General features: G+C 46.7%; 27 protein-coding genes. 9 read left to right on the forward strand and 18 right to left on the reverse strand.

All coding sequences use genetic code 11. The features are described from left to right. Positions 1 to 29 precede the first annotated feature (29 nt). A complete protein-coding gene (locus QZ367_RS04665) occupies positions 30 to 407 on the forward strand; it encodes a hypothetical protein (RefSeq protein ID WP_291938029.1) in 378 nt (125 codons plus the stop codon). 378 nt (positions 408 to 785) lie between these two features. Further along, entirely contained in the window at positions 786 to 1,229 is a 444-nt protein-coding gene (locus QZ367_RS04670; RefSeq protein WP_291938031.1) for a hypothetical protein, read from the forward strand. Between the two features lie 101 nt (positions 1,230 to 1,330). On the opposite strand, the gene QZ367_RS04675 is transcribed toward QZ367_RS04670, so the two are convergent. The 6 genes from QZ367_RS04675 to QZ367_RS04700 form a co-directional block, all read right to left on the reverse strand. Then, on the reverse strand, positions 1,331 to 1,612 hold the full coding sequence (locus QZ367_RS04675; RefSeq protein ID WP_291938033.1) for a barstar family protein: 282 nt from the start codon (positions 1,610 to 1,612) through the stop codon (positions 1,331 to 1,333). After that, positions 1,609 to 2,352, reverse strand: coding sequence for a ribonuclease domain-containing protein (locus tag QZ367_RS04680; RefSeq protein ID WP_291938035.1), 744 nt, complete (start codon positions 2,350 to 2,352; stop codon positions 1,609 to 1,611). Before QZ367_RS04680 ends, QZ367_RS04675 begins: the two co-directional genes overlap by 4 nt. Positions 2,353 to 2,354: 2 nt before the next feature. Next, complete coding sequence (locus QZ367_RS04685; RefSeq protein ID WP_291938037.1) at positions 2,355 to 2,918, reverse strand: DedA family protein; 564 nt, start codon at positions 2,916 to 2,918, stop codon at positions 2,355 to 2,357. A gap of 477 nt (positions 2,919 to 3,395) precedes the next feature. Continuing rightward, a complete protein-coding gene (locus QZ367_RS04690; protein ID WP_291938039.1) occupies positions 3,396 to 3,977 on the reverse strand; it encodes a lipid-binding SYLF domain-containing protein in 582 nt (193 codons plus the stop codon). A gap of 10 nt (positions 3,978 to 3,987) precedes the next feature. Beyond that, positions 3,988 to 5,541 carry a ribonuclease Y gene (gene rny / locus QZ367_RS04695; RefSeq protein WP_291938041.1) on the reverse strand — a complete coding sequence of 518 codons (1,554 nt, stop codon included), beginning with the start codon at positions 5,539 to 5,541 and terminating at the stop codon, positions 3,988 to 3,990. Then, positions 5,474 to 6,091, reverse strand: a complete 618-nt coding sequence (locus QZ367_RS04700) for a 5-formyltetrahydrofolate cyclo-ligase (RefSeq protein WP_291938043.1) — start codon at positions 6,089 to 6,091, stop codon at positions 5,474 to 5,476. Before QZ367_RS04700 ends, rny begins: the two co-directional genes overlap by 68 nt. Positions 6,092 to 6,171: 80 nt before the next feature. Here QZ367_RS04700 and QZ367_RS04705 point away from each other — a divergent pair, with 80 nt between their 5' ends. Further along, positions 6,172 to 6,753 (forward strand): TlpA disulfide reductase family protein, encoded by a 582-nt coding sequence (locus QZ367_RS04705; protein ID WP_291938045.1) that lies wholly within the window; start codon positions 6,172 to 6,174, stop codon positions 6,751 to 6,753. Then, positions 6,753 to 7,616, forward strand: coding sequence for a signal recognition particle-docking protein FtsY (gene ftsY / locus QZ367_RS04710; protein ID WP_291938047.1), 864 nt, complete (start codon positions 6,753 to 6,755; stop codon positions 7,614 to 7,616). Before QZ367_RS04705 ends, ftsY begins: the two co-directional genes overlap by 1 nt. 231 nt (positions 7,617 to 7,847) lie before the next feature. On the opposite strand, the gene QZ367_RS04715 is transcribed toward ftsY, so the two are convergent. The 3 genes from QZ367_RS04715 to brnQ all read right to left on the reverse strand — a co-directional run bounded on the left by QZ367_RS04715 (position 7,848) and on the right by brnQ (position 11,464). Continuing rightward, entirely contained in the window at positions 7,848 to 8,288 is a 441-nt protein-coding gene (locus tag QZ367_RS04715; protein WP_291938049.1) for a hypothetical protein, read from the reverse strand. Between the two features lie 36 nt (positions 8,289 to 8,324). Continuing rightward, positions 8,325 to 9,944: a hypothetical protein gene (locus QZ367_RS04720; protein WP_291938051.1), complete on the reverse strand. Its 1,620-nt coding sequence runs from the start codon at positions 9,942 to 9,944 to the stop codon at positions 8,325 to 8,327. A 188-nt stretch (positions 9,945 to 10,132) separates the two neighbouring features. Continuing rightward, positions 10,133 to 11,464: a branched-chain amino acid transport system II carrier protein gene (brnQ, locus tag QZ367_RS04725; protein ID WP_291938052.1), complete on the reverse strand. Its 1,332-nt coding sequence runs from the start codon at positions 11,462 to 11,464 to the stop codon at positions 10,133 to 10,135. 211 nt (positions 11,465 to 11,675) lie between these two features. Between brnQ and radA the strand changes: the two genes are divergently transcribed. From radA to QZ367_RS04740, 3 genes are read left to right on the forward strand one after another with little or no spacing between them, the layout of a single operon-like run. Beyond that, the gene (radA, locus tag QZ367_RS04730) at positions 11,676 to 13,025 is read left to right on the forward strand and encodes a DNA repair protein RadA (RefSeq protein WP_291938054.1); all 1,350 of its coding nucleotides are present in this window, start codon (positions 11,676 to 11,678) and stop codon (positions 13,023 to 13,025) included. A 6-nt stretch (positions 13,026 to 13,031) separates the two neighbouring features. After that, a complete protein-coding gene (locus QZ367_RS04735) occupies positions 13,032 to 14,024 on the forward strand; it encodes a hypothetical protein (RefSeq protein ID WP_291938056.1) in 993 nt (330 codons plus the stop codon). Continuing rightward, complete coding sequence (locus QZ367_RS04740; RefSeq protein WP_291938058.1) at positions 14,021 to 14,764, forward strand: hypothetical protein; 744 nt, start codon at positions 14,021 to 14,023, stop codon at positions 14,762 to 14,764. Before QZ367_RS04735 ends, QZ367_RS04740 begins: the two co-directional genes overlap by 4 nt. A 232-nt stretch (positions 14,765 to 14,996) precedes the next feature. Here QZ367_RS04740 and QZ367_RS04745 read toward each other — a convergent pair whose 3' ends face one another. From QZ367_RS04745 to QZ367_RS04785, 9 genes are all read right to left on the reverse strand, one after another. After that, a complete protein-coding gene (locus QZ367_RS04745) occupies positions 14,997 to 15,803 on the reverse strand; it encodes a transporter substrate-binding domain-containing protein (RefSeq protein ID WP_291938060.1) in 807 nt (268 codons plus the stop codon). A gap of 17 nt (positions 15,804 to 15,820) precedes the next feature. Further along, a complete protein-coding gene (locus tag QZ367_RS04750) occupies positions 15,821 to 16,627 on the reverse strand; it encodes a transporter substrate-binding domain-containing protein (protein ID WP_291938062.1) in 807 nt (268 codons plus the stop codon). Between the two features lie 447 nt (positions 16,628 to 17,074). Further along, complete coding sequence (locus QZ367_RS04755) at positions 17,075 to 17,881, reverse strand: transporter substrate-binding domain-containing protein (RefSeq protein ID WP_291938064.1); 807 nt, start codon at positions 17,879 to 17,881, stop codon at positions 17,075 to 17,077. Positions 17,882 to 18,052: 171 nt separating this feature from the next. Then, entirely contained in the window at positions 18,053 to 18,748 is a 696-nt protein-coding gene (ung, locus tag QZ367_RS04760) for a uracil-DNA glycosylase (protein WP_291938066.1), read from the reverse strand. Positions 18,749 to 19,530: 782 nt separating this feature from the next. Beyond that, positions 19,531 to 19,887, reverse strand: a complete 357-nt coding sequence (locus QZ367_RS04765) for a hypothetical protein (RefSeq protein WP_291938068.1) — start codon at positions 19,885 to 19,887, stop codon at positions 19,531 to 19,533. A gap of 81 nt (positions 19,888 to 19,968) precedes the next feature. Beyond that, positions 19,969 to 20,565 carry a DJ-1/PfpI family protein gene (locus QZ367_RS04770; RefSeq protein ID WP_291938069.1) on the reverse strand — a complete coding sequence of 199 codons (597 nt, stop codon included), beginning with the start codon at positions 20,563 to 20,565 and terminating at the stop codon, positions 19,969 to 19,971. A gap of 226 nt (positions 20,566 to 20,791) precedes the next feature. After that, entirely contained in the window at positions 20,792 to 21,538 is a 747-nt protein-coding gene (locus QZ367_RS04775; protein ID WP_291938071.1) for a hypothetical protein, read from the reverse strand. A gap of 35 nt (positions 21,539 to 21,573) precedes the next feature. Next, the gene (gene thyX / locus QZ367_RS04780; RefSeq protein WP_291938072.1) at positions 21,574 to 22,212 is read right to left on the reverse strand and encodes an FAD-dependent thymidylate synthase; all 639 of its coding nucleotides are present in this window, start codon (positions 22,210 to 22,212) and stop codon (positions 21,574 to 21,576) included. Between the two features lie 237 nt (positions 22,213 to 22,449). Then, positions 22,450 to 22,815 carry an EexN family lipoprotein gene (locus tag QZ367_RS04785; RefSeq protein WP_291938075.1) on the reverse strand — a complete coding sequence of 122 codons (366 nt, stop codon included), beginning with the start codon at positions 22,813 to 22,815 and terminating at the stop codon, positions 22,450 to 22,452. A gap of 201 nt (positions 22,816 to 23,016) precedes the next feature. Between QZ367_RS04785 and QZ367_RS04790 the strand changes: the two genes are divergently transcribed. Next, positions 23,017 to 24,366 carry a sodium-dependent transporter gene (locus tag QZ367_RS04790; protein WP_291938077.1) on the forward strand — a complete coding sequence of 450 codons (1,350 nt, stop codon included), beginning with the start codon at positions 23,017 to 23,019 and terminating at the stop codon, positions 24,364 to 24,366. A gap of 777 nt (positions 24,367 to 25,143) precedes the next feature. Next, complete coding sequence (locus QZ367_RS04795; RefSeq protein ID WP_291938078.1) at positions 25,144 to 26,487, forward strand: sodium-dependent transporter; 1,344 nt, start codon at positions 25,144 to 25,146, stop codon at positions 26,485 to 26,487. Positions 26,488 to 26,963: the final 476 nt, after the last annotated feature.

Genomic DNA, 26,963 nt, shown 5'->3' on the forward strand with positions numbered 1-26,963 from the left:
TCGCGAACTTTTTTTTTAAAGGAGAAAAAATGAGACGAATTGTATTCTCGTCATTAGCGGCAATCGCACTTTTAAGCGGATGCTACCAACATAAGGCTGATACGGCTCCACAGCAAACGCAAGAGCCCGTAACGCACACGATCGTATTTCTACTCGGAGAGACCGGGGATAAGCGCATCAGCCTTAGCTCGAACGATATGTTCGCAACGGGCGTGCTAACCGATGAAAAAGGTAAAAAGCATAATCTCAAGCGCGCTGCTTCCGCAAGCGGTATAATGCTTACGAACGCCGAAGGTATCGAGCTTCTTTTTAAACGCGGAGAGGGAGTGTATACACCGGGCAAAGGCAAGAAGGATATTCCGGTAACTTACACCGAGCACGAGCACAAAAACGGCGAAATGATGTAGCCGCGGCGGGGTTAAATTTAAGCGCCATGAAAAGCGAATTAAATTTAACCCCTCGTTTCTCGTTTCGACTTCTTTATCCATAGCAAAATTTAGCCCTCGTTTCGATCTCTTTGATCTGCGATGATATTTAACCTTTTATTTTTGCTTCTTTCGTCTGCACAAATTTAGCTTTTTTGCAAATTTGAGCTTGCGCTCACCAAAAGCAAGCTCCGCGAGTTCAAAATCATTAAATTTTACGAAATATCCATTTGATCTGCGCTTTACCAGCGAATTTTTGATTTTCAACCAAATTTCACTTCAAATTCGCTAAACTGCGACGAAATTTTAGCAGGCCGGTGCAAATACGGCGCGAAATAGATCATTTAGCGAGATTGCCGCATGAATAGCATTAAATTTTACCTAAACGATTACGAAATTGAGGGCGAAAGCTTTACCGAAGTCGTCGTTGCGATAAACGGCGAGCCTCTGCTTGAGCTGATTAAGCGGTGCGAGCAAAGCTTTGCGGCGAAAGAGGGGCAAGCTAGCATCGCGGGAGGCTACGCCTACTTAAGCTTGATCGATTTTGAGGAGCTATTTTTACGTGCGGCGCTTGAGGCTGATTTAGCGCAAGATGAGCGGGATGTCGTCCTACTAGGCTGTCCGTGCGGGATCTGGAGCTGCTGGTATCTCGCGCTTAAGATTAAATTTGAAGCGAACGCGGTTAAATTTAGCGACTTTGCAAACCCGCGCCGCAGAGATTGGCGGTATGGGCTTGAGTTTAAATTTGACCGCGCGAGCTTTGTGAGCGAAATCTCTAAAATCGCCTCTTTTAATAAGCTCTAAAATTCAGTAAATTTTAACGGCACGCTCGAAACTGCGGCGTAACAAACCACCCTTTGCCTCGGCAAAATTTAGATTTGAAATGATATGGCTGCCGCGCAAGCTCATAAGATTAAAATTTTCGCCTCGCCGCTGCGCAAAACATCCAGCAAAATATCATAAAATTTACCCAGCCTTAGCTTTAAAATTCCGCCCCTTTTGATGATCACGAAAACCTGTCCGCCTCGCTCGCCAAGCGCGTCGTAGAGCGCGTCTAAATTTGCGACGTATTCTGGCTCGAAATTTAGCGCTGCGGCAAATAGCGCGAAAATTTGATCTTTGCGCCTAATCTTTGCGCCGTCGATGATGATCTTTGCGGCGCTGCGCGTTTTAAAATTTAAGCTCATTGCACGCGCTCGAAGCTTTCGTAATGATCGGCGGTGTAAAAGATCAGTCCGTCGTTTGAAAATATCAGCCGCTTTGCGCCGCGCGGGCCGCCGCGATACTCGATGTCGCATTCGCGCCAAATCCGCCCCTTTTTATCAGGTAGCCTGCGCTCGAAATTGCCGAAACGATCGCCACCTATGCTCTTGCCGCGCGCGTATCGCCACAGATCACCGCCCTGCCAGCCAAGCTCACCGGCCTGCTTTTTCGTGATGAAATTTTGCGGCAAAGAGCCCGTACGGCGGATATGAGCGCTCACGCACTCCTTGCTTATGCAGGGCTCGTCCGCGAGCTGATTTTTAGAATTTGCAGCGGGATTTTGAGATTGCGAAGCTTCATAATCTGCGCTACGCCGCCTGTGGACGTCCGCCTCGTCTTTAGGATTTACGGCGGCGGGCTCGTTTGCTTGCGGATGAGATTTTAAATCTCCTAGGTCTGCTCCGCGCCCTGCTCCGCCGTCTGCGCTTCTTGCACCGCTCTCATCTTTTGCACCGGCGCCGCTTGCGGGATTTTGCGAGCTTGAAATTTTACGATCGGTGCCGCTTTTGATATCTTGCGCGCCGCTTTTACGCGAGGCGGCATCCAGGGTTTTGGAGGTAAAAACCCGCTCATCTTTAGCCGCGGGGCTGCGCGAATTGGAGATGAAATTTAGCGCCAAAAGAAGTGCTGCAAAAATTGCGAGCGGGATCAGCTTTTTTGCCACCACTAGCCTTTTTTGCGGGTCGCGAAGCGAAAATAGAGCACGATCGCCGCTACTATCGCGCCTAGAGCCAGCGGAGCGATCCACGGCGCGTCCTTAATGTGCACATAGAGCTCGCGCACGAAATCGCCCGCGTAGTAGCTCAGTAACCCCACCACAAGCGCCCAAATAAGCGAGCTTACGGCATTGATGACGCTAAATTTTAAAAATGAATATTTTGTGATGCCGATCGCGATCGGTACGAGGGTTTTGAGGCCGTAGATAAATTTTTTAATCAAAATGATGCGGTCGCCGTATTTACGAAACAAAATCTGCGCCAGAGCAAGGTTGCGGCGCTGTTTGCGCAGATAGGGCATGATCTCTTTTTTATTGTAGCGGCTTACTAAAAATAGCCCCGAATCGCCTATGAAGTTCGATATGCAGGCGATTACGATGCATAAGACGATATTGAGCTCGCCGGCAGAGCTTAGCACGCCCGCCGCCGCAAGCGCCAAAAATCCTCCGCCCAGCGAATACAAAAACAGTATCAAATACCCCCACGTATGGAGGTTTGCAAACATCGATTCCATCGAATCCTTTCATTAGATCATATAAAATTCTATAAATTTGACTAAAACAGCTTTAAAATTCAGTGCGAAAATTTCACTATAACGTCCCACGACGCTACTTGATTTCGCTGCGACATTAAATAAAATTCCGCACGGCTGTCGCAAAATACAAAATTTCGCCGCAAAATATCAAGTGAAATTTCAAAATAAAATTTCTAGACATCAAACAAAATCACCGCAAAATTTAACGGTAAAATTTTGCAATTCTAAATTTAATGACAAAATTTCGACTTCTTTAGAATTCAAAGTAACTTGCGAATTACGCAGGATTTACGCGATATCCTCAAATGCCTCCCACCCCGCGAATTGCAATAAAATTGCGCACCTAAGTCTATTATTCTGCAGAAATCACGCGAGCAAAATTCCAAGCTGCTAATAAAACGCCCATAAAGCAAAATTTTTCGCTAAGCTATGCGCCTTAGCATCTTTAGCTAAATTTTACTCATCTGCGCCAATTACTCGCATCAAAAGCGCATAGCCCTCGGTATTTGGATCAAAAGCGCGGTCATTTTTGGTCTCCAGCACCGAACCGCCCAGGCTCACGCCCGCAAACAGCCCGCCTTTATTCGTAAAGACGTACATATCTTGATTTAGCACATCTAAAGAGCCAGAATCGGCGCTGTAGTTACCTGCAACTGCCGTCGCATCGCCCGAAAGCGTGATTTGGGAATTTCGCATTTTTTGGATTACATCGTCATGCATTACGAAAATAACTAGATAATTATCCTCATAGCCTATCTGAAGTCCTACGCTGGCGCTGCTGATCTCAGCACCGCTAACGCTATGCGCGCCGTCGTTATTGTAGATGATGATCCCTTCGCCGTACATTCCGCCTATGATGAAGCCCAGCTTCTTGACGCTCGGAAATATCACTATCGCGCGGGCTTGCTGCGCTAGGTATTTATACTGCGCGTTCGTGCGCATTACCGACGAATAGGCACTCGCGCTATCAATGATGAGCTCATCCTCGGCAAATGCCGCGCTAAAAAGCAAAAATAAAGCGATTATAAATTTTTTCATTTCACACTCCTTATTTAGCTATCTCCACCGCGCGAAGCTCGCGTATGACATTAACCTTGATCTCGCCCGGGAATTGAACCTTATCTTGGATATCCGAAGCGATCTCTTTAGCGACCAAAACCGCCTCATCGTCGTTCATGAGCTTGGCGTTTGCGATAACGCGGATTTCGCGACCTGCGTTGATCGCGTAGGCTTGCTTGACGCCCGTTTTACTCATCGCGATCGCCTCTATATCGCTAACGCGTTTTAGATAGCTTTCTAGTACCTCTCGTCTAGCGCCCGGGCGCGCAGCACTTAGCGCGTCTGCGGCACAGACTGCGGCGCTTTCCACGCTGGTAGCCTCCTCGTGGCCGTGGTGGGCGTAGATAGCGTTTATCACCACGGGATGCTCTTTGTAGCGGCGGCAAACCTCGGCGCCCAGATCTACGTGCGAACCCTCGTACTCGTGAGTTAGCGCCTTGCCGATGTCGTGAAGTAGACCCGCTCGCTTAGCTAGCTTTTGATCTCCGCCCGTTTCTGCGGCGATGATGCCCGCAAGATGTGCGACCTCAAGGCTGTGCGCAAGGGCATTCTGTCCGTAGCTCGCGCGAAATTTAAGCTTGCCGATGAGTTTTAAAATTTCGGGGTGAATTTTACTAAGACCTAGATCCATTACGATATTTTCGCCCTCTTCGGCAATACTAGCTTCAAATTCGTCGCTTACTTTTTTGTAGATGTCCTCGATACGCGCAGGCTGAATTCTGCCGTCCTCGATAAGAGTTTCGATGACGCGAACGGCGATAGCGCGACGGTATAGATTGTGCGAGCTTACGATGATCGCATTGGGGGTATCGTCGATGATGACATCCACGCCCAAAGTCATCTCAAGCGCCTTTATGTTGCGCCCCTCCTTGCCGATGATGCGACCTTTAAGCTCGTCATTTTTGATATTTACGACGTTGATAAGTCGCTCGGCGGCAAACTCGCCAGCAAAGCGCGACGTAGCCTGCGCCAAAATATAATTCGCCTTTTTTCGCGCCTCTTTTTTGGCTTCCTCTTCATATTTTCGCACGATGTGAGCGATGTCGGTGCGGCTTTGCTCCTCGACCTTCTTAAGCACCTGCGCGCGCGCCTCGTCCTGCGTAAAGCCCGCCACGCGCTCCAAAACCTTAAGCGCTTCGGCTAGCTTCTCTTCATAGCTTTTCTTTAAATTTGAGCCCTCTTCGTAGAGGAATTTCGCCTCTTTTTTGGCGCTTTCGAGCTCTTTTTTGCTGTCTTTTAAAATCTCTTGCTCGGTTAGAAGCGCGTGCTCCTTTTTGCCGAGCTCGTCAAATTTAACGTTAAATTCTTTCTGCAGTTTGCTTGCCTTATCTTCGTATTTTTTCCTAGCTTCAAACTCAGCTTCCTGCACCGAAATTTTAGAATTTCGCAAGATGCCCTCGGCTTCAAATTCTATAGCTTTGGCTTTAGCTTTAGCTTGTTCTACGAAAAAATCGTAATTGGCGTTATTGATCTTTCTAGCTACTAAGTATCCTATGCCAGCGCCCACCGCAAGAGCGCACAAGGCGATTAAAATCTCTATCATACTTTCCTCTTTTTAGGTAATTTTGGCTCGGAGTTATGTAAAAATCGCCCTTTACGTCGTGATCAAGCGATAAAATTTCGCTGCAAAAGCAGTCTTTTATACTCACGAACGCGATTGCGGGCTTAAGCTTCAGACCTGAAAAAAACATATCGTAAAATCCTTTCCCATGTCCTATTCTAGCCATTGCGCCATCCACTCCGATAGCTGGAACCACGGCTAGATCGACCTTTTTAAAATATCCGTTTTGTGGAAGCGTCTGCCGCAGCCCAAAGCGTGAAATTTTAAAAGGTTGGCGCAATCTTACCATTTTTAAGCTAATATCCACCATAAACGGAACGTAAAATTCGCAGCTTTTTGATAGCTTTTTTCTTAAAATCAAAACGTTCGGCTCGTAGCTCATCGGCAAAAATATCAAAATTTTACGCGCTTTTAAAAATTTTATCAGCTGCTCCAGCCGCCATAAAAGTGCGTAATGCTCGCATCTAGCCGCGCGCGCGGCGTGAGATTTTAGACGCGATTTGCAAATTGCTCTAAATTCATTCTTTTGCATGGCTTAAGCCTTTTATAAAATTTTAACGCTTATTTTAGCTAGTTTTTGTATAATCTTGCGATTAAATTTTAAGGTTTATTATGAAATTTCGTTTTTTTCTAGCGCTTTTTACGGCTGTTTTGTTTCTTGCGGGTTGCGGCGATGATGAGGATAAAAAATCAAGCGATACCCCGACCGAGGCCAACGCCACGCAGCTGCAGTCAGAAACCGAAGCCGTAATCCAAGTCGATTATACCGCTCCTTTTACACTTCAGCTAAGTAACGGCAAAATTTTAAATATGCAAAAGACAAAGCAAGGCTTTCGAATCGATAATAACTCCACCGCGACGCTATTTGCATTTTTTACGCCGTGGTGCGACGCCTGCGCCGTGCAGGTAAGCGCACTAAATGCCGCCAAACAAGCCTACTCCGGCAAGCTTGATATCATCGGCGTGATGATCGGTGATGCAAATTTAGACGATGCAAAAAATTATGCAAGCGCACACGAAGTAAATTACGCGATCGCTTACGGCGAAGGGACGGACTTTTTTACAAAGGCGCTAGGCGGCATAAACGAAGTGCCGTATATAGCGATATACGACGAAAAGGGCGAGTTTAGCGCGCAATATTTCGGGCTGATGCCGGAAGAAATTTTAATGACCGAATTGGAGAAAATTTTCTGATGTTCGAATTTTTTAAAAAAGGGCTTAGCAAGACCATAGGCGCGATGCGAGGTGCAAAGGGCGAAGATAAAATTTCAAAAGAAATTTTAGAAGAGATACTGCTTGAAGCCGACGTAGGCTACGAGCTCGTGGAGGAAATTTTAGAAAAACTGCCCGCAAAAAAGCTGGTCGCAAAAGACGATCTTAAGGGCATTTTGAAGAGCTACTTCGATTACGAAATCGCTAAACCCGCGAATGAGAAGCCCTTCGTAGAGCTTATCATTGGCGTAAACGGCGCGGGCAAAACTACGACAACCGCAAAGCTTGCAAATTTATATAAAAATAGTGGCCAAAGCGTGATTTTAGGCGCATGCGACACCTTTCGCGCGGGTGCGGTCGAGCAATTAAAAAAATGGGCGCAGATTCTAAATTTACCGATCGTAGCGACCGCGCAGGGGCACGACCCTGCTGCCGTGGCGTTTGACACCGTAAGCTCGGCAAGTGCCAAAAACATCGATCGCGTCCTGATCGACACCGCTGGACGCCTGCAAAACCAGAAAAATTTAGCCGCAGAGTTAGAGAAGATCGTGCGCATCTGCGACCGTGCAAAAAGCGGCGCACCGCACCGAAAGATCATCGTTCTAGACGCCACTCAGGGCAATCATAGCGTCGCGCAAGCCAGGGCGTTCAATGAGATCGTAAGGCTCGACGGCATCATCATCACGAAGCTCGACGGCACGCCCAAAGGCGGCGCACTTTTCGCCATAGCGCGCGAGCTTCGGCTACCGATACTTTTCGTCGGCGTGGGCGAGCGGATGGAGGATTTGGCGGAATTTAACTCGGATGAGTTCGTAGAGACGCTTGTGGAGGGAATTTACGCCTAAGCCTCGCGCCTGCTTAAATTTACATATTCTCGCCGAACAAGCTTAAATTTTACGCGCCGAAATGCTCGGCAAATTTTGTCGCTTTATTATCTTAGAATAAATTTTACTTAGAATTTTACGATTTTCGTTTAGGATTTTGCAAAATTCTCGCTCACCGCATAAAAACGCGCTCGCCGCGTCCATTCGCACCAAAACACGTAAAATCCCGCCGCCATCAACAAAGCAGCGCGCTTATAAGAATTCCTCAATGATTTCGAGCTGTTTAAATTTCACGGTTATCCTCTGTCCGCTCGCAAAGATAAAATCATACTCGCAAACGCCTCCCCGCTTTAGCGAAAATTGATGAACTATCAGATCGTTATTTTTAAAGCTCTTGTCGTCCGTTTTAAAGCGGACGGCTAGGACGTTTTTGAAAACAAATTTAAAATTTCTATCTCGGTAGGACGATAAAAATTTCATCGTTAATTTATCTTCGTTTTTTAAAATAGCGAATTTGAATTCAGTCAAAACGGCGTCGTGAAGGGTTTCTTTCGTACTGAACAGATACCTTTTCGGATCCAATACAAACTGCCTGATAGGCTTTGCTATTTCGTTTTCATTCTTGCGAAGCGACTTAAAATAATCGTCAAAATACCAGATATTGCCCCTTCTTTTTATTTTTGCCGTGATCATCCGTCCATCCATTTGCGTGTTTTTCTTAAATTTTACTCACGTGCACTGCATGAAAAACCCGCTCACCCGCGTCCGCTCACACCAAAACACATATAAAATCCCGCCGCTGCCAAAATATACCTCGCCGCCTTGCTCGCAGCTTGGAAGCTCGCTGTCAAGCTGCATCAAAAACTCCATCTTTTCGCCGCATATCGGACACGTCGGCAACAAGGCGCCCTGTATCCACGAAGGCTCGCCGCCGATGCGCGCGAGGTTTTGCCTGCTGTTTGACATCCCCCAGTCCTGAGCCGTCCAGCGCGCCGGCGTGGGCGCAAGTACTACTTCGCACTCCTTTATCGGTTCGTCAAATGCGTATTCCACCTGCGTCCTTTCGCCGATACGTCGCGGCATACCCTGCGCGTCGTGCTGGTAAAAGACTACCTCGCCCTCGTTTATCTCTCTAACATGCGCGGCTAGGATTAGGCTGGGCAGCGAGCGCACGGGCAAGTCATGGGGTAGCGGATCAAGCGTGATGAGATGAAATAGCGGATTTTGCGCATCGCCGTCCGCCTCGTCCAAAACCCCGCCTAGCTTATATCTCGCCTCGCCGCCCTCAAGCCGCCAGGTCAGATGGTACTTCGCCAGATGCGCCGCGTAGGGCGCGCCGAAATAGCCGCGCGGAAAGATTATGTGATACGCGCGCTGGCCGCAGTATCTTTTGAGCCTGAATTTCTCGCCGCCAAAGCTTATTTCATCGTTCGGCGCTTTTTGTGATTTATCGGAATCAGATTCGTTTGAGTTAAATTTAGAGTCATATTCGACTGCGCCCGCTTTGAAATTTTCGCTCGCTTGAGCTTGCTTGGCGCCGCCGCATTCGTCCGCATCCATTTTTAAAATTTCATCCGCTGCCGCTTGCGTCGCGCCGTCTGCGTCAAATTTAGTCCGCTCAAAAGTAAATCCCACGACCTCCAGCCAGTAGCCTATATACTCGAGCAAATCGCACGGGCGATCGAAAAAATCCTCCGCAAGCGCTAACTCGCAGGCAAATTTTACGTTTCGCGGATCGCGGGTTTGCAGCAGGCAGCTAAAAATTTTTTGCTTATCGTCTTTGCTCGTCTGCGGATCCGCAAGCCTCTCGCGCCAGATTTGCGAGCTTTCGTAACTAAGCCCGCGCCACGGATACTCCGCGTAATACGCGCTCTCGTTCGGCTGCAATTTAAAAAGCTCGCCAAGATACGGGTGCAAAAGCGGCGCGAACTCGAGACTTGCTGCTGCGATGACCTCTTCGGCGTTTTTCCAGCGCGCGCTCTTTTCATCTCTGCCGCGTTGCCGTACACTTTTGCCTGCGCTTTCGTCTGCCCGCGCCGAGCGTGCATTCTCTCCCATCTGTGCCGCGCTTTCGTCCTGCTTCGTTTCGCGCTCCTCTGCCGCCTCCTCGCGCAAAATTTCAACCGCCGTAGCGATCAAAGCTTTAAAATCCTCCTCGCCCACATAGCCCATAGCGTCCTTTAGCAGCGTGCGGCCGTCCCTCCGCCCGCACAGCAAGCTATCCGCTAGCGTAAAATACGCCGCCGCATCACCTTGCAGCCGCCAAAACTGCTCGTATAAATTAGGCATACTAAAGCCGTCGCGTTCGAAATCTCGCGCCAGATTTAGCGCCTCATCCCGCTTATCCATCTTATTTCCTTTTGCGATTTTATTTTGATAATTTTATCGTAAATTTAAGTTAAATTTTGAAGGCGGCTTAATTTTATATCTCAAAATTCTATAGAAAAATATGAGAGATTAAATTCGATGGCGAATTAAAATTTAGAAGCGTGCCGAGCTCCGTAGAGCCCGGCTAAATTTTAAAATAGCTCTTAAATTTAGAAGCTATCGTCTCTTTTTTCAAAGATTAGATGCAGCACGTAGGTCACGGCGAAGGTCACGGTGCTAGGCACGATCCAGCCGAGCATCGAGTCGTAAAACGGCATTTTCTTTACGATAAACGTAACAAGCGGCACAGAAATCCCCAAAATATCAAGCCCATTTATGACGCCCTCGACTACGCAGACATAGACGCAGGCGCGGTAAATCAGCTTGCTTGAATCGATCCATGGATTTATGAGCGAGAGGATTATCAGCATGATCGAGATCGGATAAATAGCGACGAGCACGGGGATGGAGCCCTTGATGATGGTCGTAAGGCCGAAATTTGCAACTCCAAAGCCGATCACGCACCAAGCGATCGCCCAGGTTTTATATTTGATCTTGCCTTTCGTAAGCTCCTCGAAGTATTCGCTAGCCGAGCTTATAAGACCCAGCGTCGTGGTGATGCAGGCTAGGAAAAACGCACTGCCTAGGATCACGACGCCAATTCTTCCGAAATAATGATCGCTTACTCGCGACAGAAGCTCCGCTCCGTTGATATTCGGCGTATCTTTGAAAAGCTCCGCGGAGGTCGCGCCCAGATAGCCCAGCATAAAATATATCGTCATCAGTATGACGCCCGACATCATTCCTGCTTTTATCGTGGAGGTTACAAGGTGCTTTTCGTCGCTCACGCCGGTTGCTTTAATAGCGTTAATTACGATGATTCCGAATGCCAGCGATGCAAGCGCATCCATCGTCTGATAGCCCTCTACGAAGCCCTTTGCTGCGGCATGATCGACATACTCTCCGCTAGGAGCGATGAAGCTTCCGATCGGAAATAAAAATCCCGCGCCGAAAAGCAGCAAAATAAGCGCCAAAAGTATCGGCGTGAGATATTTTCCGAGCAGATCGACGAGCTTTGAAGGGTTCATACAGATGTAATAGTTCAGCACAAAATATGCCGCAGAATAAACAAATAGCCAAATTTGAAGACGCTCTTCCGCAACAAAAGGCTTAATCGCGATGTCAAAAGGCATATTCGCCGCGCGCGGTATCGCAAAAAGCGGCCCGATCGTAAGATATAAAAGCGCGGTAAAAACGATCGCAAACACCGGATCTATGCGGCGCACCAGGCTCTGAAGCCCCTTAGCGCGCGCAATGCCTGCGACGCCGAGTACCGGCAGAAGCACCGCCGTAGCGCAAAAAAACATTATCGCGATATAAAAATTCTGTCCGGAATCCTTGCCTAAGCCCGGCGGAAAAATAAAATTTCCCGCACCGAAAAACATCGCAAACAGCGTAAGCGATATCGTTAAAAACTGGCTTCTACTAAGCTTGCCCTTCATCTTAAAACCTTCCTTGCTGGATTTGAAACTTATATTGTAGTTACAAATGTTTAAAACATATTTAAATTTAGCCGAAATTTAGCTAAAAATTAGCTTTTTTACGATTTTTTGGTGGACACGCAGCGCACGAGGCGGCTAAAATTTCAAAAATTTTAAGTATAATTTCGCAAAATTCAAGGCTAAATTTAGACAAAATGAGCGAGGGATAAAGATGGCGAAGATTAAAACTACGATTTTTGAGTGCCAGCACTGCGGCAATCAGCAAAGCAGATGGCTCGGCAGATGCCCCGACTGCGGTGCATTCGATAGCTTCGTCGAGCTCAAGCCCGCCCAGATCAAAGCGCTAAAAGAGATCGAGGGCGAGCTTGCCCGCACCTCGTCCGCAAGCGCCAAAGCGATCAGCGAGATACAGATCGAGCAAATTTCGCGTATCGACACCAAGGATAGCGAGCTAAATTTAGTCCTCGGAGGCGGCGTCGTGGAGGGCTCACTCGTGCTAATCGGCGGCAGCCCCGGCATCGGGAAATCCACGCTGCTGCTTAAGATCGCGGCAAATTTAGCAAGCGGCGGCCGCGCAGTGCTTTACGTAAGCGGCGAGGAGAGCGCCAGCCAGATCAAAATGCGTGCGCAGCGGCTGGGCGCGATAAGCGAGCAGCTATTTTTGCTCACCGAGATAGATCTAAGCGCCGTGCTTGAAGAGGTGGAGCGCAGGGATTATAAGTTTATCGTCATCGACAGCATCCAGACGCTTTTTAGCGACAAGGCCCCCTCTGCGCCTGGCTCGATCACGCAGGTGCGCGAGATCACGTTTGAGCTGATGCGACTTGCCAAGGCGCGCGGGATTTCGATCTTCATCATAGGTCACATCACCAAAGAGGGCTCGATCGCGGGCCCGCGCATACTAGAGCATATGGTGGACGTGGTGCTGTATTTCGAGGGCGATGCGAGCAAACAGCTTAGAATTTTGCGCGGTTTTAAAAACCGCTTCGGAGCTACGAGCGAGGTGGGGATTTTCGAGATGGGACCGCACGGGCTCGTAAGCGCCAAGGACGTCGCGAGTAAATTTTTCACGCGCGGCAAGGCGGTAAGCGGCTCGGCGATCACGATCACGATGGAGGGTACGCGCGCGCTCGTCGTGGAGATCCAAGCGCTCGTGTGCGAGAGCGGCTATCCGAAGCGCAGCGCTACGGGCTTTGATAAAAACCGCCTCGATATGCTTCTGGCGCTGCTTGATCGCAAGCTTGAGATCGGGCTTGGCGGATACGACGTCTTCGTAAACGTAAGCGGCGGCGTAAAGATCACCGAAACGGCGTGCGATCTAGCCGTCGTCGCGGCGATCGTAAGCAGCTTCAAAAACCGCCCTATCAGCAAAGAGAGCGTCTTCATCGGCGAGGTGAGCCTAAACGGCGAGATCAGAGAGATCTTTAACCTCGATGCGCGCCTGAAGGAAGCTGCGATGCAGAAATTTAAAAACGCGATCGTCCCGATGAAGCCGCAAAACGCGCAGGGGCTTAAAATTTTTCACGCCACGGAGATCACGCAAATTTTAGATTGGATGTGAAATATAATGATGGAAAATAATCAACTCTCGGAATCGGTTAATGTTGTTGGTACGTTCTGTCTATTATTTATTATAGCGATTGAAATACTAATGCTAGTGGTACTTTTGTGGTTAGATAAGCAAAATTTTATCCCAGCGGTTATAATATTTGCATTAGGATTTATTATACTTATTTTAGTAAATAAGAAACCTCAACTATTTGATAGATTAGATAAAATATTTAAAAAGTGGGGTTTTTTATCATTAAAAAAGTCATCTATAATTTTTATTATTCCATTTGCTATCTCTTTTGAAATTTTGAGTTCTGCAATAGCAAATAATTCTTTAGCATTACTTATATTGACTATTTTTATGATTGTTTATTATTTTTACATATCACGTATATTTAGCAGTACTATAATATCAATATTGTATGGTATTATTATAATAACTATTTTTTTAATGATCATACCAACTTTGATAATAGCATTTTTAGCATTAACTATTCTGCTCATGCGACTTATGTGGGCTTGTAAATTTAATTTGACAAAAATAATTATATATATAACTTTTTTAATATATTTAAAAATGATGGTACAGCTTATTTTTGAATTTCATCAATTTAATATATTGCCATTATTTCATAATTATTACGCTATTAATAATTCATCGCTTTTAAAAGTATTAGTTCCTATGATTTATGGTACATATATTTGGCTTATAAGTTTCATTTTAGCTAATGAAAAGTTGTCGATATTTGTGAATGAAATAATATCTAGGTTTTCTGCTATAGTATTATTGTTTATTGCATTTCTCAGTAATGATATGTTAATAGAAATTTTTACTGAAAAGACACAGCTTCCAGATAAGCAAGTAATTAAAATTATATCTATGGCTATACAATATTTTACAATACCTTCATTACTTGCACTGATAGTTTTTAAAATTATAGATTTTTTGCAAGAAAATTCGTGTGACAATAAACAGATAAATTTATTAAGTTTTAAGGGATATCAGTGAAGCCGAATTGCATCGTCAAATCCGTCATTTTGTTTTTCATCAGAGCGCAAAGCTTAAACGTCAAATTTAGCAAGCTCGACGCCGTCGTATCGCGCGCTTACGCCAAATATGGGGTGCTGTTTAAGCTAAGCGTGCCGCTACTTGCCGCAGCATCAGTATTTGCGCTGTTTAACCTATACGATTTTGCCAAAGCCAACTATGCACTGACGATCTTTTTGCTCGCTTTGGGCTCGCCACTGCTTGCGTATAGCTTTTTTAAGGCGATAAAATCGGCGATGACTTTCGCGCTATTTGTGATCCCCTTTGCGGCGGTGTTTGCGATCATCGCGGTGACGGGCGCGGAAAAGCTTGATAACTCGCTAAATTTCAACATCGTCTTTCCGCTGTTTTTCACCCTCGTATGGTTTGCGATGTCGGTGATCGCTGATGAGGACGTGGCGCAGATCATGAATAAGATCGTATCGAAGCTCTCGACGCTTTTTGTGACGATTTTCATCCTTTACAACTACGAGGCGCTACATGGGATTTTAACCGCAAGCGCGGGAGGGTATCGAGCGAGCGAGGATGAGCTAAGCGCGCTTGATCTGGTATTTATGACGATTAGATTTTTCACGCTGCCTTCGATTTTTACGTTGATGATTTTTGAGATCAAAGATTATCTTTTTATCAGATATGACGCATTCGTGCAGGCTCAGCAGGAGCGTATGGAGGATTTAAAAGATTCCAAGGGCTCGAAGTAAAATTTTAAAGCCTAGCTCGATCTAGCTTTGCGCGCCGTAAATACTCGCAAATACTAAAGATTACGACCGCCGTGTGCACGCTGGCTTAGGCGCGGCAGTGGGACTAATAAAATTTGAAATGAAATTTTAGGACAAAATTTTGAGATGGAATTTTAATGACACACCGCTTATGCGGGGGTTAGGATTTAAAGCCGCAAAGCTTCAAATCCCGACCCACATCAAATTTAAAATTCTAAAAGAAGCTGTATATGTCGTCTAAAAGGAAGTATTTTTTATCGACGGTGCCTTTGTAGAAAGGCTCGAAAGTATCGTTATACGCTTTTTTGAAAAAGCCCTCTTTGCTAAGCGAAATGAGCGCTTGATTAACGGCTTCTGCGAGATCTGCGTTGCCTTTTTGCATCGCGATGCCTAAAAATACGTTCTCGCCAAGACTTTTGATATTAACCTCGACGCTAGGATCTGCGACCGGATAGACCATCACAAATAGATTATCGTCGCACGCGCCGTCGATCTCGCCGCTCTTTAACCGCTTGTAGCAATCGGAGGAATTTTTGCAATACACTAGATTGTAGCCGCCGTCCTTTTGCATAAACGCTTCGCCCGTCGAGCCGCGAATGACGCCTACTTTCTTACCTCGCAGATCGCTCATTTTTTGGATATTGTCGCTTTTTCTGGTTAAAACTCCGGAATTTACCGAAAGATAGGGCATCGAAAACTCATAATTTTTCTTTCTCTCCTCAGTAACGCTTGCAGCCGCGATAAGCATATCTGCCTGATTATTTTGAATGGACGGAAAGCGCGCTTGCGCCGATACCGGTATGAGCTCGATCCTGCCGCCGGTATCGCCTAAAATTTTGCCTCCGATTGCATTAGCAAGCTCTACGTCAAAGCCCTCAAAGCCGTTATCCGTAACTCTACTAAATGGAGGCTCATTTTCATAAACAGCGATACGAATGACTTTACTCTGCTTTATTTGGCTTAAAGAATTCGCAAGCGCAAAGATGCAAGATAAAACAATTAAAAACAGTGATTTTTTCATTTTAAATTCCTTTTTTATTAAAAAAAGCTGTAAAGATCGTCGAGTAAGAAATATTTTTTATCGACGGTGCCTTTATAGAAGGATTCGAAAGTATCCTCGTAAGCCTTTTTGAAAAAACCCTCTTTGCTAAGCGCGATCAAGCCTTTATTGATCGCTTCTAGCAGCTCCGCGTTACCCTTTTGCACCGCGACGCCCAAGAATACATTATCGCCTAAATTTTTTATATTGACTTCGACTGCGGGATCTACGATCGGATAGACCATTACAAAAAGGTTGTTGTTGCAATACCCGTCGATCTCGCCACTTTTTAATCTCCTATAGCAATCGACCGAATCGTTGCAGTAAGAAACATTATAACCGCCGTCCTTTTTGATATATGCCTCGCCGGTAGTCTTGCGGATGACGCCGATCTTTTTGCCCATCAGATCGCCTATTTTATGAATATTTGAGTCTTTTTTCGTTAAAATTCCCAAATTTACCGTAAAATACGGCATCGAAAAATCAACGCTACCTTTGCGCTCCTCCGTGATACTTGCAGCCGCGATTATCATATCGGCTTGGTTGTTTTGAAGCATCGGGAAGCGCACTTCGTTCGTTACCGGGATAAGCTCGATACGACCGCCGCTATTGCCGAAAATTTTACCGGCTAGCGCGTTGGCAAGCTCGACTTCGAAGCCTTCAAAGCCTTTCTCGCTTGACTTGCTAAAAGGCGGCTCGTTTTCATAAACGCCCACTCTGATAACCTTGCTTTGCTTTATTTCGCTTAAGGAATTCGCAAAAACAAAGATCGCCGACAATAGAATAAGAAAAAATGACTTTTTCATAATTTCCTCCTTGAATTTTAAATTTTTCGTAATTGTAATGTAAATTTTCTTAAAATTTCATTTTACCAAAACCGAAATTATTCCCTAAATTGCGAGCTTAGCAATAAAATTTCGCAACTAAAATTTCTAAACATAATGATAGAGGCTTTTTAAATTTTGCCGCCTTGCGCCAAACCCTGCCTGCTCTCATTAAATTTTAGCGCTTCGCTATAAATTCTGTGCGTCTATTAGCGCCGCGTAAAAAAAAATAGCACGCCGCTGCGAAATTCTATGGAATTTTATAAATTTCATAACGGCGCGTTAGTAAAATTTACAATCCAAACCCAAGCTCGCAAAGTCGGGCAAAATAGCAAGGCTATGCAAGCCTTTTAAAATTTTACCTGGCGTATAGCGCACAGCTATGCTTACTGCAAATAAATGCAGGCGAGCTGTATCGGCTATACCCGCCTAAAATAGGCTATAAAGGTCATCCAGCAAGAAATATTTTTTCTCCGCAGTGCCCTTGTAATACGGCTCGATCGTCTCGTCATAGGTCTTTTTCATAAAGCCGTTCTTGCTTAGCTTGACTAGCTCGCCATTTAAGAACTCAAGCAGATCCTTATTGCCCTTAGAAACCGCGATGCCTAAGAAATCCGAAACGCCTAAATTTTTTATATTTACCTCAGTGTCGCTGTCGATGACAGCATAAGCCAAAACTATCAGATTGTCTGTCGCATATCCGATGCCCTTACCATCCTTTAGCATTTTATAGCATTCGTTTGCGGTAGCGCAATTTACAATTTCAAAGCCCTCTTTTCTAAAATACGCCTCACCCGTAGTTCCGGTTTCTGCGATGATCGGCTTGTCGTGCAGATCCGATACAGTCTTGATCCTATCGCCGGCGCGGGTTAGCACGCCGATATTTACTGCGAAATATGGCGTCGTAAAATCGACTAGCTGCTTACGCTCATTTGTGATCGTAAAGGTCGCAAGCACCATATCTACTTTATTTTCTTCCAACGCTTTTAAACGCTCACTAGCCTTTACGGGTACGAATTCTACCTTGCCCGCCTTGCCACCGAATATATCTTTTGATAGCGCCTCGGCTAGGGTCACCTCAAATCCTTGAAATTTGCCGTCTTCAAATTTACTAAAAGGCGGTTGCGCCTCAAATACGCCTACGCGCACACTGCCCGATTGCCTAATCTCAGATAGGGTATTTGCCACTACACTACTTGTAAATAGCAATAAAATTCCCAAAATTATCTTTTTCATATCGTTCCTTTAATTACAATGATTAGCCTAGCCACGCATCTGCGTCGCTTCGGCAAGCCCTCTTAAGCCGGTCGTATATTATTCGCTCACTTCTCCTTTCGACATTTTTTAAAATTTCTTTACCTTTGAAATTTTGCGTCGCATTTTACGCAAATTTCATTTAAAATACATTTAATCTGCGCCGTGATTTAGATCCCAATCGATCTCTCCCAGACCGTGCGCGCGCAGATATTCGTTGCATCTGCTAAAATGCTTGCAGCCGAAAAACGCTCCTCCTGCAAGCGGACTAGGATGCGCGGCGGTTAAAATGAGATGCCTCTGCGCATCGATCAGCGTAGATTTTGCTTTGGCGAAATTTCCCCACAGCATAAAGACTAAGCTTTGCCGCCTCGCGCTTAAAATTTTAATCACGGCGTCGGTGAAAATTTGCCAGCCGAAGCCGCTGTGCGAGTTCGCGCGGTTCGCGCCCACGCTAAGGCTCGCGTTAAGTAGCAGCACGCCCTGCTTCGCCCAGTAGCTCAGATCGCCGCTAGCAGGCTCGCTGATACCCAGATCGCTCTTAATCTCTTTGTAGATATTTACGAGGCTAGGCGGGATTCGCACGCCGCGCGGCACCGAAAAGCTAAGCCCCATCGCCTGATGCGCGCCGTGGTAGGGATCCTGCCCCAAAATCACCGCGCGTACCCGCTCAAACGGGGTGAGATTAAAGGCGTTAAAGATCAAATTTCCCGGCGGATAGACGATCTCGCGCGCCTTTGCGGCGAGCAGATTTTCTTTGATCTTCGCAAAATACTCGCTTAAAAATTCCTCTCTAAGCGCCTCTTTCCAGCCGCTCTCGATCCTCACGTTGTCTAAATTTATCTGCATACCGACCCTTTAAATTTTAATAAATTAACGCTCTAATTTTACAATAAATTTTAAAAATAGTCTCGCTCGCACGCGCCGCTGCAATCAAAGGCAGATCGCCCGCGCTCTCTCGCCGCCAACCGATCCCGCCGATTTATAGGCGCCGCTACACGATCACGATCAAAAGCGCCATAAACAGCAGCAGGGCGATCGTCTTTTTATTATCGTTAAGCAGGCTCTCGCGGCAAAAAACAAACAAAATCGCGTAGGCAAAAAGCGCGATTGCGAACTCCCACGGGTTATTATCTCTGAATTTTAACCTATAAGCGACCCGAAAGCTATATGCGAAAGCAGCGATAAAATTTGAGCCGGTTTCATGCTGTCTTTGCGATCTCCTATTTTATGTAAAACCCATTATATCGTTATTTTATCTACTTCGATAAACGTCCGTAAGACTAAAGTCCAATCTTTCAAATCTTTAAATTTTATCCTAAAGGCTTTTAAATTTAGTTCGCAACGTTATATTAAATCGGTCGTAAGTAAATTTAGCGCACACTATTAATACCCCATTTTATTTATTTGAATTATATTAAGTTCCGGATAAAAAATAACCTCGTGATCATAATCGCTCGGTTGTCCCGATTCGTGCTCTTTTTTGTGCCATATTCGCCTTTTATCGTTCACTATTGCCGTTATATTTAAATTTTTGATCGAACCATATATCAAATACTCCCGACTGCCAGCATAATGATAAGACGGCATCGCCCACGATAGTTTAAATTCGTGCAAATTTGTAGTTTCAGCTATGCAATCGGATTGGAAACAAACTCGTAGCCCTCTTGCAACATTTTTTGTTGCGTCAAAACAAAAGGCTTATCCGCCTTTATAAAATGCGCGTAACAGATGCAAGTTTGCAATTTGTCCCTACAATGATAAGGAATGGCTTTTTTGCGATAAATGAGCAAAGTTTCTCCCTTCGTATTTGTTAAGGCTTCAAATTTAGCCAAATCTCGATCTTTTACGTATGGAAATTTAGATAATGGCGAAATTTGAATAGCCAAATATATATACGCTATCAATAAGAAAAACAATATAGCAATTACAAGCATGGCGATCTTGATGACTTTCCACAATATTTTTAATATTTTTATTGTTTGCATTACAATTTAACTTCCCCTCTATTTTATAAATTTGCTGCGGTATTTATAAACCGCGCCGCCGATCTTAGCGGCCTTGAAATTTCATCGTACGAGCTTGCTTCTAAGGTCGTAATACGGATAATCCATCGCCGCAGCGGCGGTCTCGCGCGCAGAGGCGCCCGCGAATTTTTCGATCACGCAAAGTCCAAGCTCTATAGAGCTGCTCACGCCGCCTGCAGTGATGATCTCGCCTCCTGCGGGCAGGCTTTCGCGTACGAGCCGCTCGTGCACCACGTCCGCGCAGTAAGGCGCCAGCAGATCGTAGCAAAACGGGTGCGTGGTCGCGCGCCTACCTCGCAAAAACCCCGCCGCGCCCAGAAGCAGCGAACCGGTGCAAACGCTAAACTTATACTTCGCATCGCGCGCGGTCGCGAGCCACGAGATAAAGCCTGCATCGTCTTTAAGGCGGCGCGTCGCCGTACCGCCGGGCACAAAAACCGCATCAAAGCCGCCTAGATCCGTCGTGATCTCGCCCGCATCGATCGTAAGGCCGCCGCTGTCCGAAACCTGCCGCTCGCGCGAGCAAAACCTCATCTCAAGCTGCGGGCGGACGGCTTTGAGCCTTAGCATACAATCGTAAAATCCCACAAAATCGAGGTGCGTCTGTCCGCTGAACATCACAAGCGCTAGGTTTTTCATGATCCGTCCTTTAAAATTTATCGCTCGCCCAAGCTTTCGGTTTGCCGCCGCTGCAATTCTCGGCGCCGTAAACCGCAAAATGCGCGGCGGCTAAAATTTTATACCGCAGGCCGCTAAAACTCGCTCAAACGAATTTTAAATTTTACCCGCATTGAAACTTGCAGAAATTTTACCGCATACCGGCGGAATTTTAAAATTTAAAAGCGGTTTAAATTTTGCGCGCCTTTTATTCCGCTTTACTCAGACTTGCAAAAGCTCGCACGCCCGCATAGTGCAGCCTTTTTGCAACATTCTCAAATTCTAAATTCCAAATCCCCTCGTCGTATTTCCATTCAAACGGCGTTTTGTAATTCGTCCAAATTTCATACGCGCGTTCGTTTAGCCGCTCAATCAACGCAGAAATCCCTAAATCGCCGCCCGCTATCTCCATCATCAAATGCCAGTTGTCCAAATCGGCGGGATCTTCGGTGTGGATGGATTTTTCGCGCGGAAGATAATACACAAAATCGGCAGTATCGAAGGGAAATAAAGTATGGCACAGCGCAATGCCGTAAATATCTTGAGCAAATACTGTCGGAAGCTGCTCGTCCGAATAGCCGAAAGTCGAAACGTATAAAAAGCTGCGCAAAATGCCCGCTAAATTTCTGCAAACGGGCGCGAAGGCGTATCTCGATACTTGCTGCGTTAAGGCGCCGTTTCGAATAAAACTTATGGCGCTATCGATCTCTTTTCTTCTTGCTTGCACGTATTTTATCTTTTTAAATCGCCAAGCTTGCATCAGCTCCAAAGAACCGTCGATGGCTCGCAGATGCTTGTCTCTTTTTTCATCCGCCGTACCGCTTAGCTCCGCGATCCTCGCAGCGGCCTGCCTCCAAAATGGAATCAGGGTTTTTACCCACCCCAAGTAGCTCAGATAAAGCGCGTTCGGCTCCTCTTTTTCAAAAGCCGCTCTCATCTGCGTAAGTTTTATCATCGCAAGCCTCTTATATCAAAATTTTACTTCGCTCGCTACTCCTCGTCCTGCGTCTTCTCTCCGCCCGCCATGCAGCTTTGGAATATAAATTTATGCTCCTGCGGCAGCGCGTCATAAATTTTACCCGCAAGCTCGCGGATCTCCCAAAGTGCCGCCTTGCTAGAGCGCAAAGCGAGGAAGTTTTGCAAGCTGCGTGCGTTTATGCTCCAGCTAAGCTCGCTCTTGTAGCACTCTGGCAGGCAGTATTTGGCGATATCAAGGCTGATTGGGCTTTGTAAGATTATACGCAGATTTTCAAGAGCCGCGATACTTGCGTTATCGACCGCTTCGTTGCCGGTAAGCACTATGTATCGCGCGGCGTTTTCGAAATCCCCTTGCGCGAAGCTGTCCTCGCCGCGCAATTCTTTGAGAGTGTAGCGAGTGGATTTTACGCTAAGGCTTGCTAAGCGGTGGCGCGCCAGCTCCTGAAGCAGCGCGCGCGAAATACCGCTGATGTAGAAGTTGTAGTAGAGGTGTTCGAGCGTGCTTGAGTGCTTGAGCTGATTGCCTACGCGATCTATTAGCGCTAGGTCTTTGGCGCCGCCGCAATCGCCGCGCTCGAAGCTCTGCCAGCAGGTGCGGATCGCGTTTGAGCAAACCCAAAGCGGAGTGAAATTTAGAAGTTTGACTTGCATGTTTTGCCTTTGGTTTTAAAATCTTTGGATGATTTTAGCGTTTCGGGACTTAAAATTTAGCAGGGCTCGGCATTTGTATTTTAAAATTTACATTCATCAAATTTACCTTGCACCGAGATACAAGGTAAATTAGAATGAACTTAAGTGTATGAGATAAGAGAAATTTTAATATTGAAATAATATTAAAATCTTATTTTTCCTCGAGAAAAACTTTTTATCCTCTAAGCCTACGATTTTTTACTTCTGCCCTCCAGTAAAATATTTTTTACGCTCATTAAATCTATATTCTTCTAACCCCTTACTTGCATTTTCACAATTCTTGTGCATTTTGCTTCCTTCCTCTATCTTATCCCAATCGCAATTCTTTTCTACCTCTTTAGCTTCCTCTATATGCTTTTCATAATATTCTACCGTCATAACTTTTATATCATTAACTGATTCTTTGGCGTTCACGCAATTTTTATAGGAATTGCTTCCGTCTTTTAAAGTATTGAAATCACACTTCGCTAAAACCTCTTTGGCTTCGTCCAGATGCGCGTCGTAATACTCCTTGGTCTTTACCTCGGTATCGTCACCGCAACCAACTAATAAAGCAGCTAACACCCCCCCCCCAGAGGAACATTTTAGGATTTTTCATTTCATTCTCCTTGTTTGAAATTTATCGGTATTTTACTATCCGTTTACTTTAAAAATTTTGAATTACTGCCATTCTACCTGCGCGGTAAACAAATTTAACGAAGCTTTGATACCGCCCTTAAGCTACATTTCGCTAAGATTGCGGCTAAATTTTAAAAAAGGTGCAAAATGAATGATAAATTTAGCAAAATCGGCTTCATCCTCGCAGTCGCGGGCAGCGCCGTAGGGCTCGGTAATGCGTGGAAATTCCCCACTTTAGTAGGCACCAACGGCGGCAGCGCATTTATCTTGCTATATCTTTTGCTGACGCTTTTGGTTAGCTTCGTGATTTTTTTAGCCGAGATCGTCATAGGCAGGCTAAGCGAAAGTGATCCAGTGCGCGCGTTTGAAAAGCTCGCGCCCTCATACAAAGGCGCATGGAAATACGCGGGATTTTTTATGATTAGTGCGCTTTTGATCTATGCTTTTTACAGCGTCGTAATGGGCTGGATCCTAAAATACGTGGTCTCAAGCGCTTTTTATCTGCCAAAAAGTATAGATGAAAGCGGCGCAGCGTTTAAAGCGCTTTTAGGCAGCGATTTTTTAAGCGTAGCGATGTGCTTTACTATAACGTCGGCATTTTGCTTTTTCATCGTATCTAAAGGTGTCAAAAGCGGCATCGAGCGACTTAATGTCTGGATGATGCCTGCGCTATTTATTTTGCTGGTTTTGATGCTAATTTACGCCGCGAGTTTCGATGGATTCGGACGTAGCGCAAAATTCTTGCTAGTGCCAGATTTTTCCAAGCTTAATAAGGATAGTGTTCTTTCGGCGCTAGGACTTGCGTTTTTTACGCTTTCGCTTGGCGTTACTACGATTATAACCTATGCTGCAAGCCTGCCTGCGCGCACCAATATCCTAACCTCAAGCATAAATATCGTCTGCATTAATGTCCTAATCGGCGTGATGATGGGACTTATCGTCTTTACTTTCATCTTTGAATTCGGCGGCGATCCCAAAGCGCAAGGTCCTGGGCTAGTGTTTGTCTCGCTGGTGGTGCTTTTTTCAAAGCTCGGTGCGATCGGAAACATCCTAGCCTTTTTATTTTTTACCTCGCTGTTATTCGCGGCGATTACTTCTGCAATTTCGATGCTGGAGCCTGCGATTTATTATCTCGTAAACTCCCGCAAGCTAAGCCGCAAGCGCGCTTCACTTTTAGTTTTTGCCGTGACGTATGTTTTAGGGATATGCTGCATTTTGGGTTATTACGGGGGTACGAGCGAATATTTTAGCCTAGGTGGCAAGAGCTTTTTTGACGTGCTTGATTACCTGACCTCGAATATCTTAATGCCTCTTAGCGGCATAATCGTGGCGTTTTTCGTAGGGTTCGTGATAAAAAAACGAGCCGTCGAAATTCTACTGCGCCCATATATGGGACGAATGGGCTTTAAGCTGTGGTATTTCGTGCTACTGCGCTTCGTGGCGCCAGTCGCGATCGTAGTGATAGCGCTCAATCAGCTAAAAATTTTAAATTTTTAAATTTTGCAAAGCTGATGGACAACATGGATTTAAAATTTGGCGCTGAAGCAGCCTAAAAACGACGCGCCAAATTTCATAGCGAGTCTCGCGGCAATCCGTGAGCGGCCATGGCGGCTGTCAAAAATCGCGCCTGGAATTTGATGGCTAGATAAGAGCATGCGGCAACCGCAATCAGCCTTCGGCGTGACTGCGCTAATCCGCGCGGCAACCTGCGCAAGACCGCGGCAAAGACGCCTTAGCGCAGCCGCGTCTGATCACGCTGCGGAATTTTAAAATTCTAAACCTAGACGGTCGGTGCGTAGCCGCCGCGATAGTTTATGACGTGGTCTATGCAATCTGCCGCAGAAGTGGCGCGTAAAATTTTGTGGTGACCCGCGCGACATCGCGCTTGGAATTTTAAAATTTAGCGCTAAAGCGACGCGCAAGCCCGCGATCCGTCTAATAGACGACCGATCCGTCAGAACAGCGCAGGGATCACATATTGCGGCTTGAAATTTTAAAATTTTACGCTCTGACGGCTCGGAGCGATAGGCAAAATTCCATAGCGAGCCTCACGGCGATCCGTGAGCGGCCATGGCGGCTGTCAAAAATCGCGCTTGGAATTTTACGTCTAGATAGGAGCATGCGGCGACCGCAATCAGCCTTCGGCGTGACCGCGCTAACCTGCGCGGCAACCTGCGCAAGACCGCGGCAAAGACGCCTTAGCGCAGCCGCGTCTGATCACGCTATGGAATTTTAAAATTCCGTAGCTTTAAAATTTAAAAAATCGGAGCGAAAATGAACGATAAATTTAGCAAAATCGGCTTCATACTTGCCGTCGCAGGCGGCGCGGTGGGGCTTGGCAACGCATGGAAATTCCCCACCCTCGTGGGTCAAAACGGCGGCAGCGCCTTCGTGCTTTTATACCTCGCGCTCACGCTGGGCGTGGGCTTTAGCATATTTCTAGCCGAGATGGCACTAGGCAGGCTAAGTGGGCGGGATCTGCCGAGCGCGTACGAGACGCTGGCGCCGCGCTGCGGGCGTAAATGGCGCGCGGGAGGCGTTTTCATCGCGGGCGGCATGCTGGTGCTGTCCTTTTACCTCGTCATCCTCGGCTGGGTGATCCGCTACATATTTTTGGGCTTTTCTCCGCTGCCTGCAACCGCCGAGGAAGCGGGCGCCGTATTTGACGATCTCATCTCGCATTCGCTAGCCACGAGCCTCGGCTTTTACGCACTTGCGCTCGTGCTGACGCTATCCGTCGTCGCGCGCGGCATCAAAAGCGGTATCGAGCGGCTCAACGTCGTGATGATGCCGCTGCTTTTCGTGCTGCTGCTCGCGATGCTTGCGTATGCGTGCACGATGCAGGGCTTCGGCGCGGCGGCGAAATTTCTTTTTTACCCCGACTTCGGCAAAATCACCGTTAACTCCGTCCTCTCCGCGCTCGGGCTCGCGCTCTTTACCCTGTGCGTGGGCGTCGGCTGTATCGCGGCATACGCAGCGTCTCTTAGCGAGGGAGTGCGGCTCGTGCGAAGCTCGGTAAACATCGTATTTATCAACATCGCGATCGGGCTGATGATGGGGCTCATCGTCTTTACCTTCATCTTCGAATTCCGCGCCGATCCCGCGCAGGGTGCGGGGCTTGTGTTCGTATCGCTCACTACGATGTTTGCAAAAATGGGGCTAGCGGGGCAGGTGCTTGAAGTCGCGTTTTTCGTCTCGCTCTTTTTCGCAGGGATCACGAGCGCTGTTTCTATGATCGAGCCTTTCGTCTTCTATCTCATCGGCAGGTTTAAAATTTCGCGCCTGCGCGCAGTTTGCATCTCGGGGTGCGTCATAGCGGTGCTAGGCGCATGCTCGCTGCTATCAATGCACGCGGATTATGCGAGCAGGTTTAAGCTTTTCGGCGCGAGCTTTTTTGACTGCTTGGACTTCGTAAGCTCAAACGTCATGCTGCCCCTCGGCGCGCTAACCTCGGCGATCTTCGTGGGCTTTGTGATGGATGCACAGCGTCTGCGCGGGCTTTTCGGCGCCGATATGGGCGAGCTCGGATTTAAAATTTGGTACTTTTCGCTGCGCTTCGTAGCGCCCGTCGCGATCGTGATCATAATGGCAAATCTGCTGTTTTTCGGCGGGAAGTAGGAAGCGAACGGAATAGATAGGAGCGAGCGAAATTTCACGCGATAAATCATGCGGCAGATTTGCGCGGCGAAGCGGCACGCGGGGATCGCGAGCTAATTTGCGACGTTTAGGCGGCTCGGCTCAATCGCGTGCTACGATCCGCAAAGCGCCGGAGCAAAGGGCTTTGCGCAATGAAATTTCATGCGGTAAATCTTGCACAGTAAAATTAAAGCGTAAAATTTTACGCCTCGTTTCGTAACAAAAAGAGCCCAAACGCGCCTCTAGATTTAAAATTTACGCGTTGAAATTTCGCAATCCTCTCGGCAAAGCTTAAAAGCATTAAAATTTTACTACCTGCCAGCATAACGAGCGCCGAAATGCGCCGTAGAAGCAGCGGGCTTACTTTGAAGATGCGACGAAGATTTTGCGGGTGCGGCCTAAACGGCTAGCGGCGCGCAGTTGGGCCGAATGAACCCGTTTTAAAGCCGCACGGTTTA

It is taken from the genome of Campylobacter sp. (genome assembly GCF_019423325.1).
In the GTDB taxonomy this organism is placed as follows: Bacteria; Campylobacterota; Campylobacteria; order Campylobacterales; family Campylobacteraceae; genus Campylobacter_B.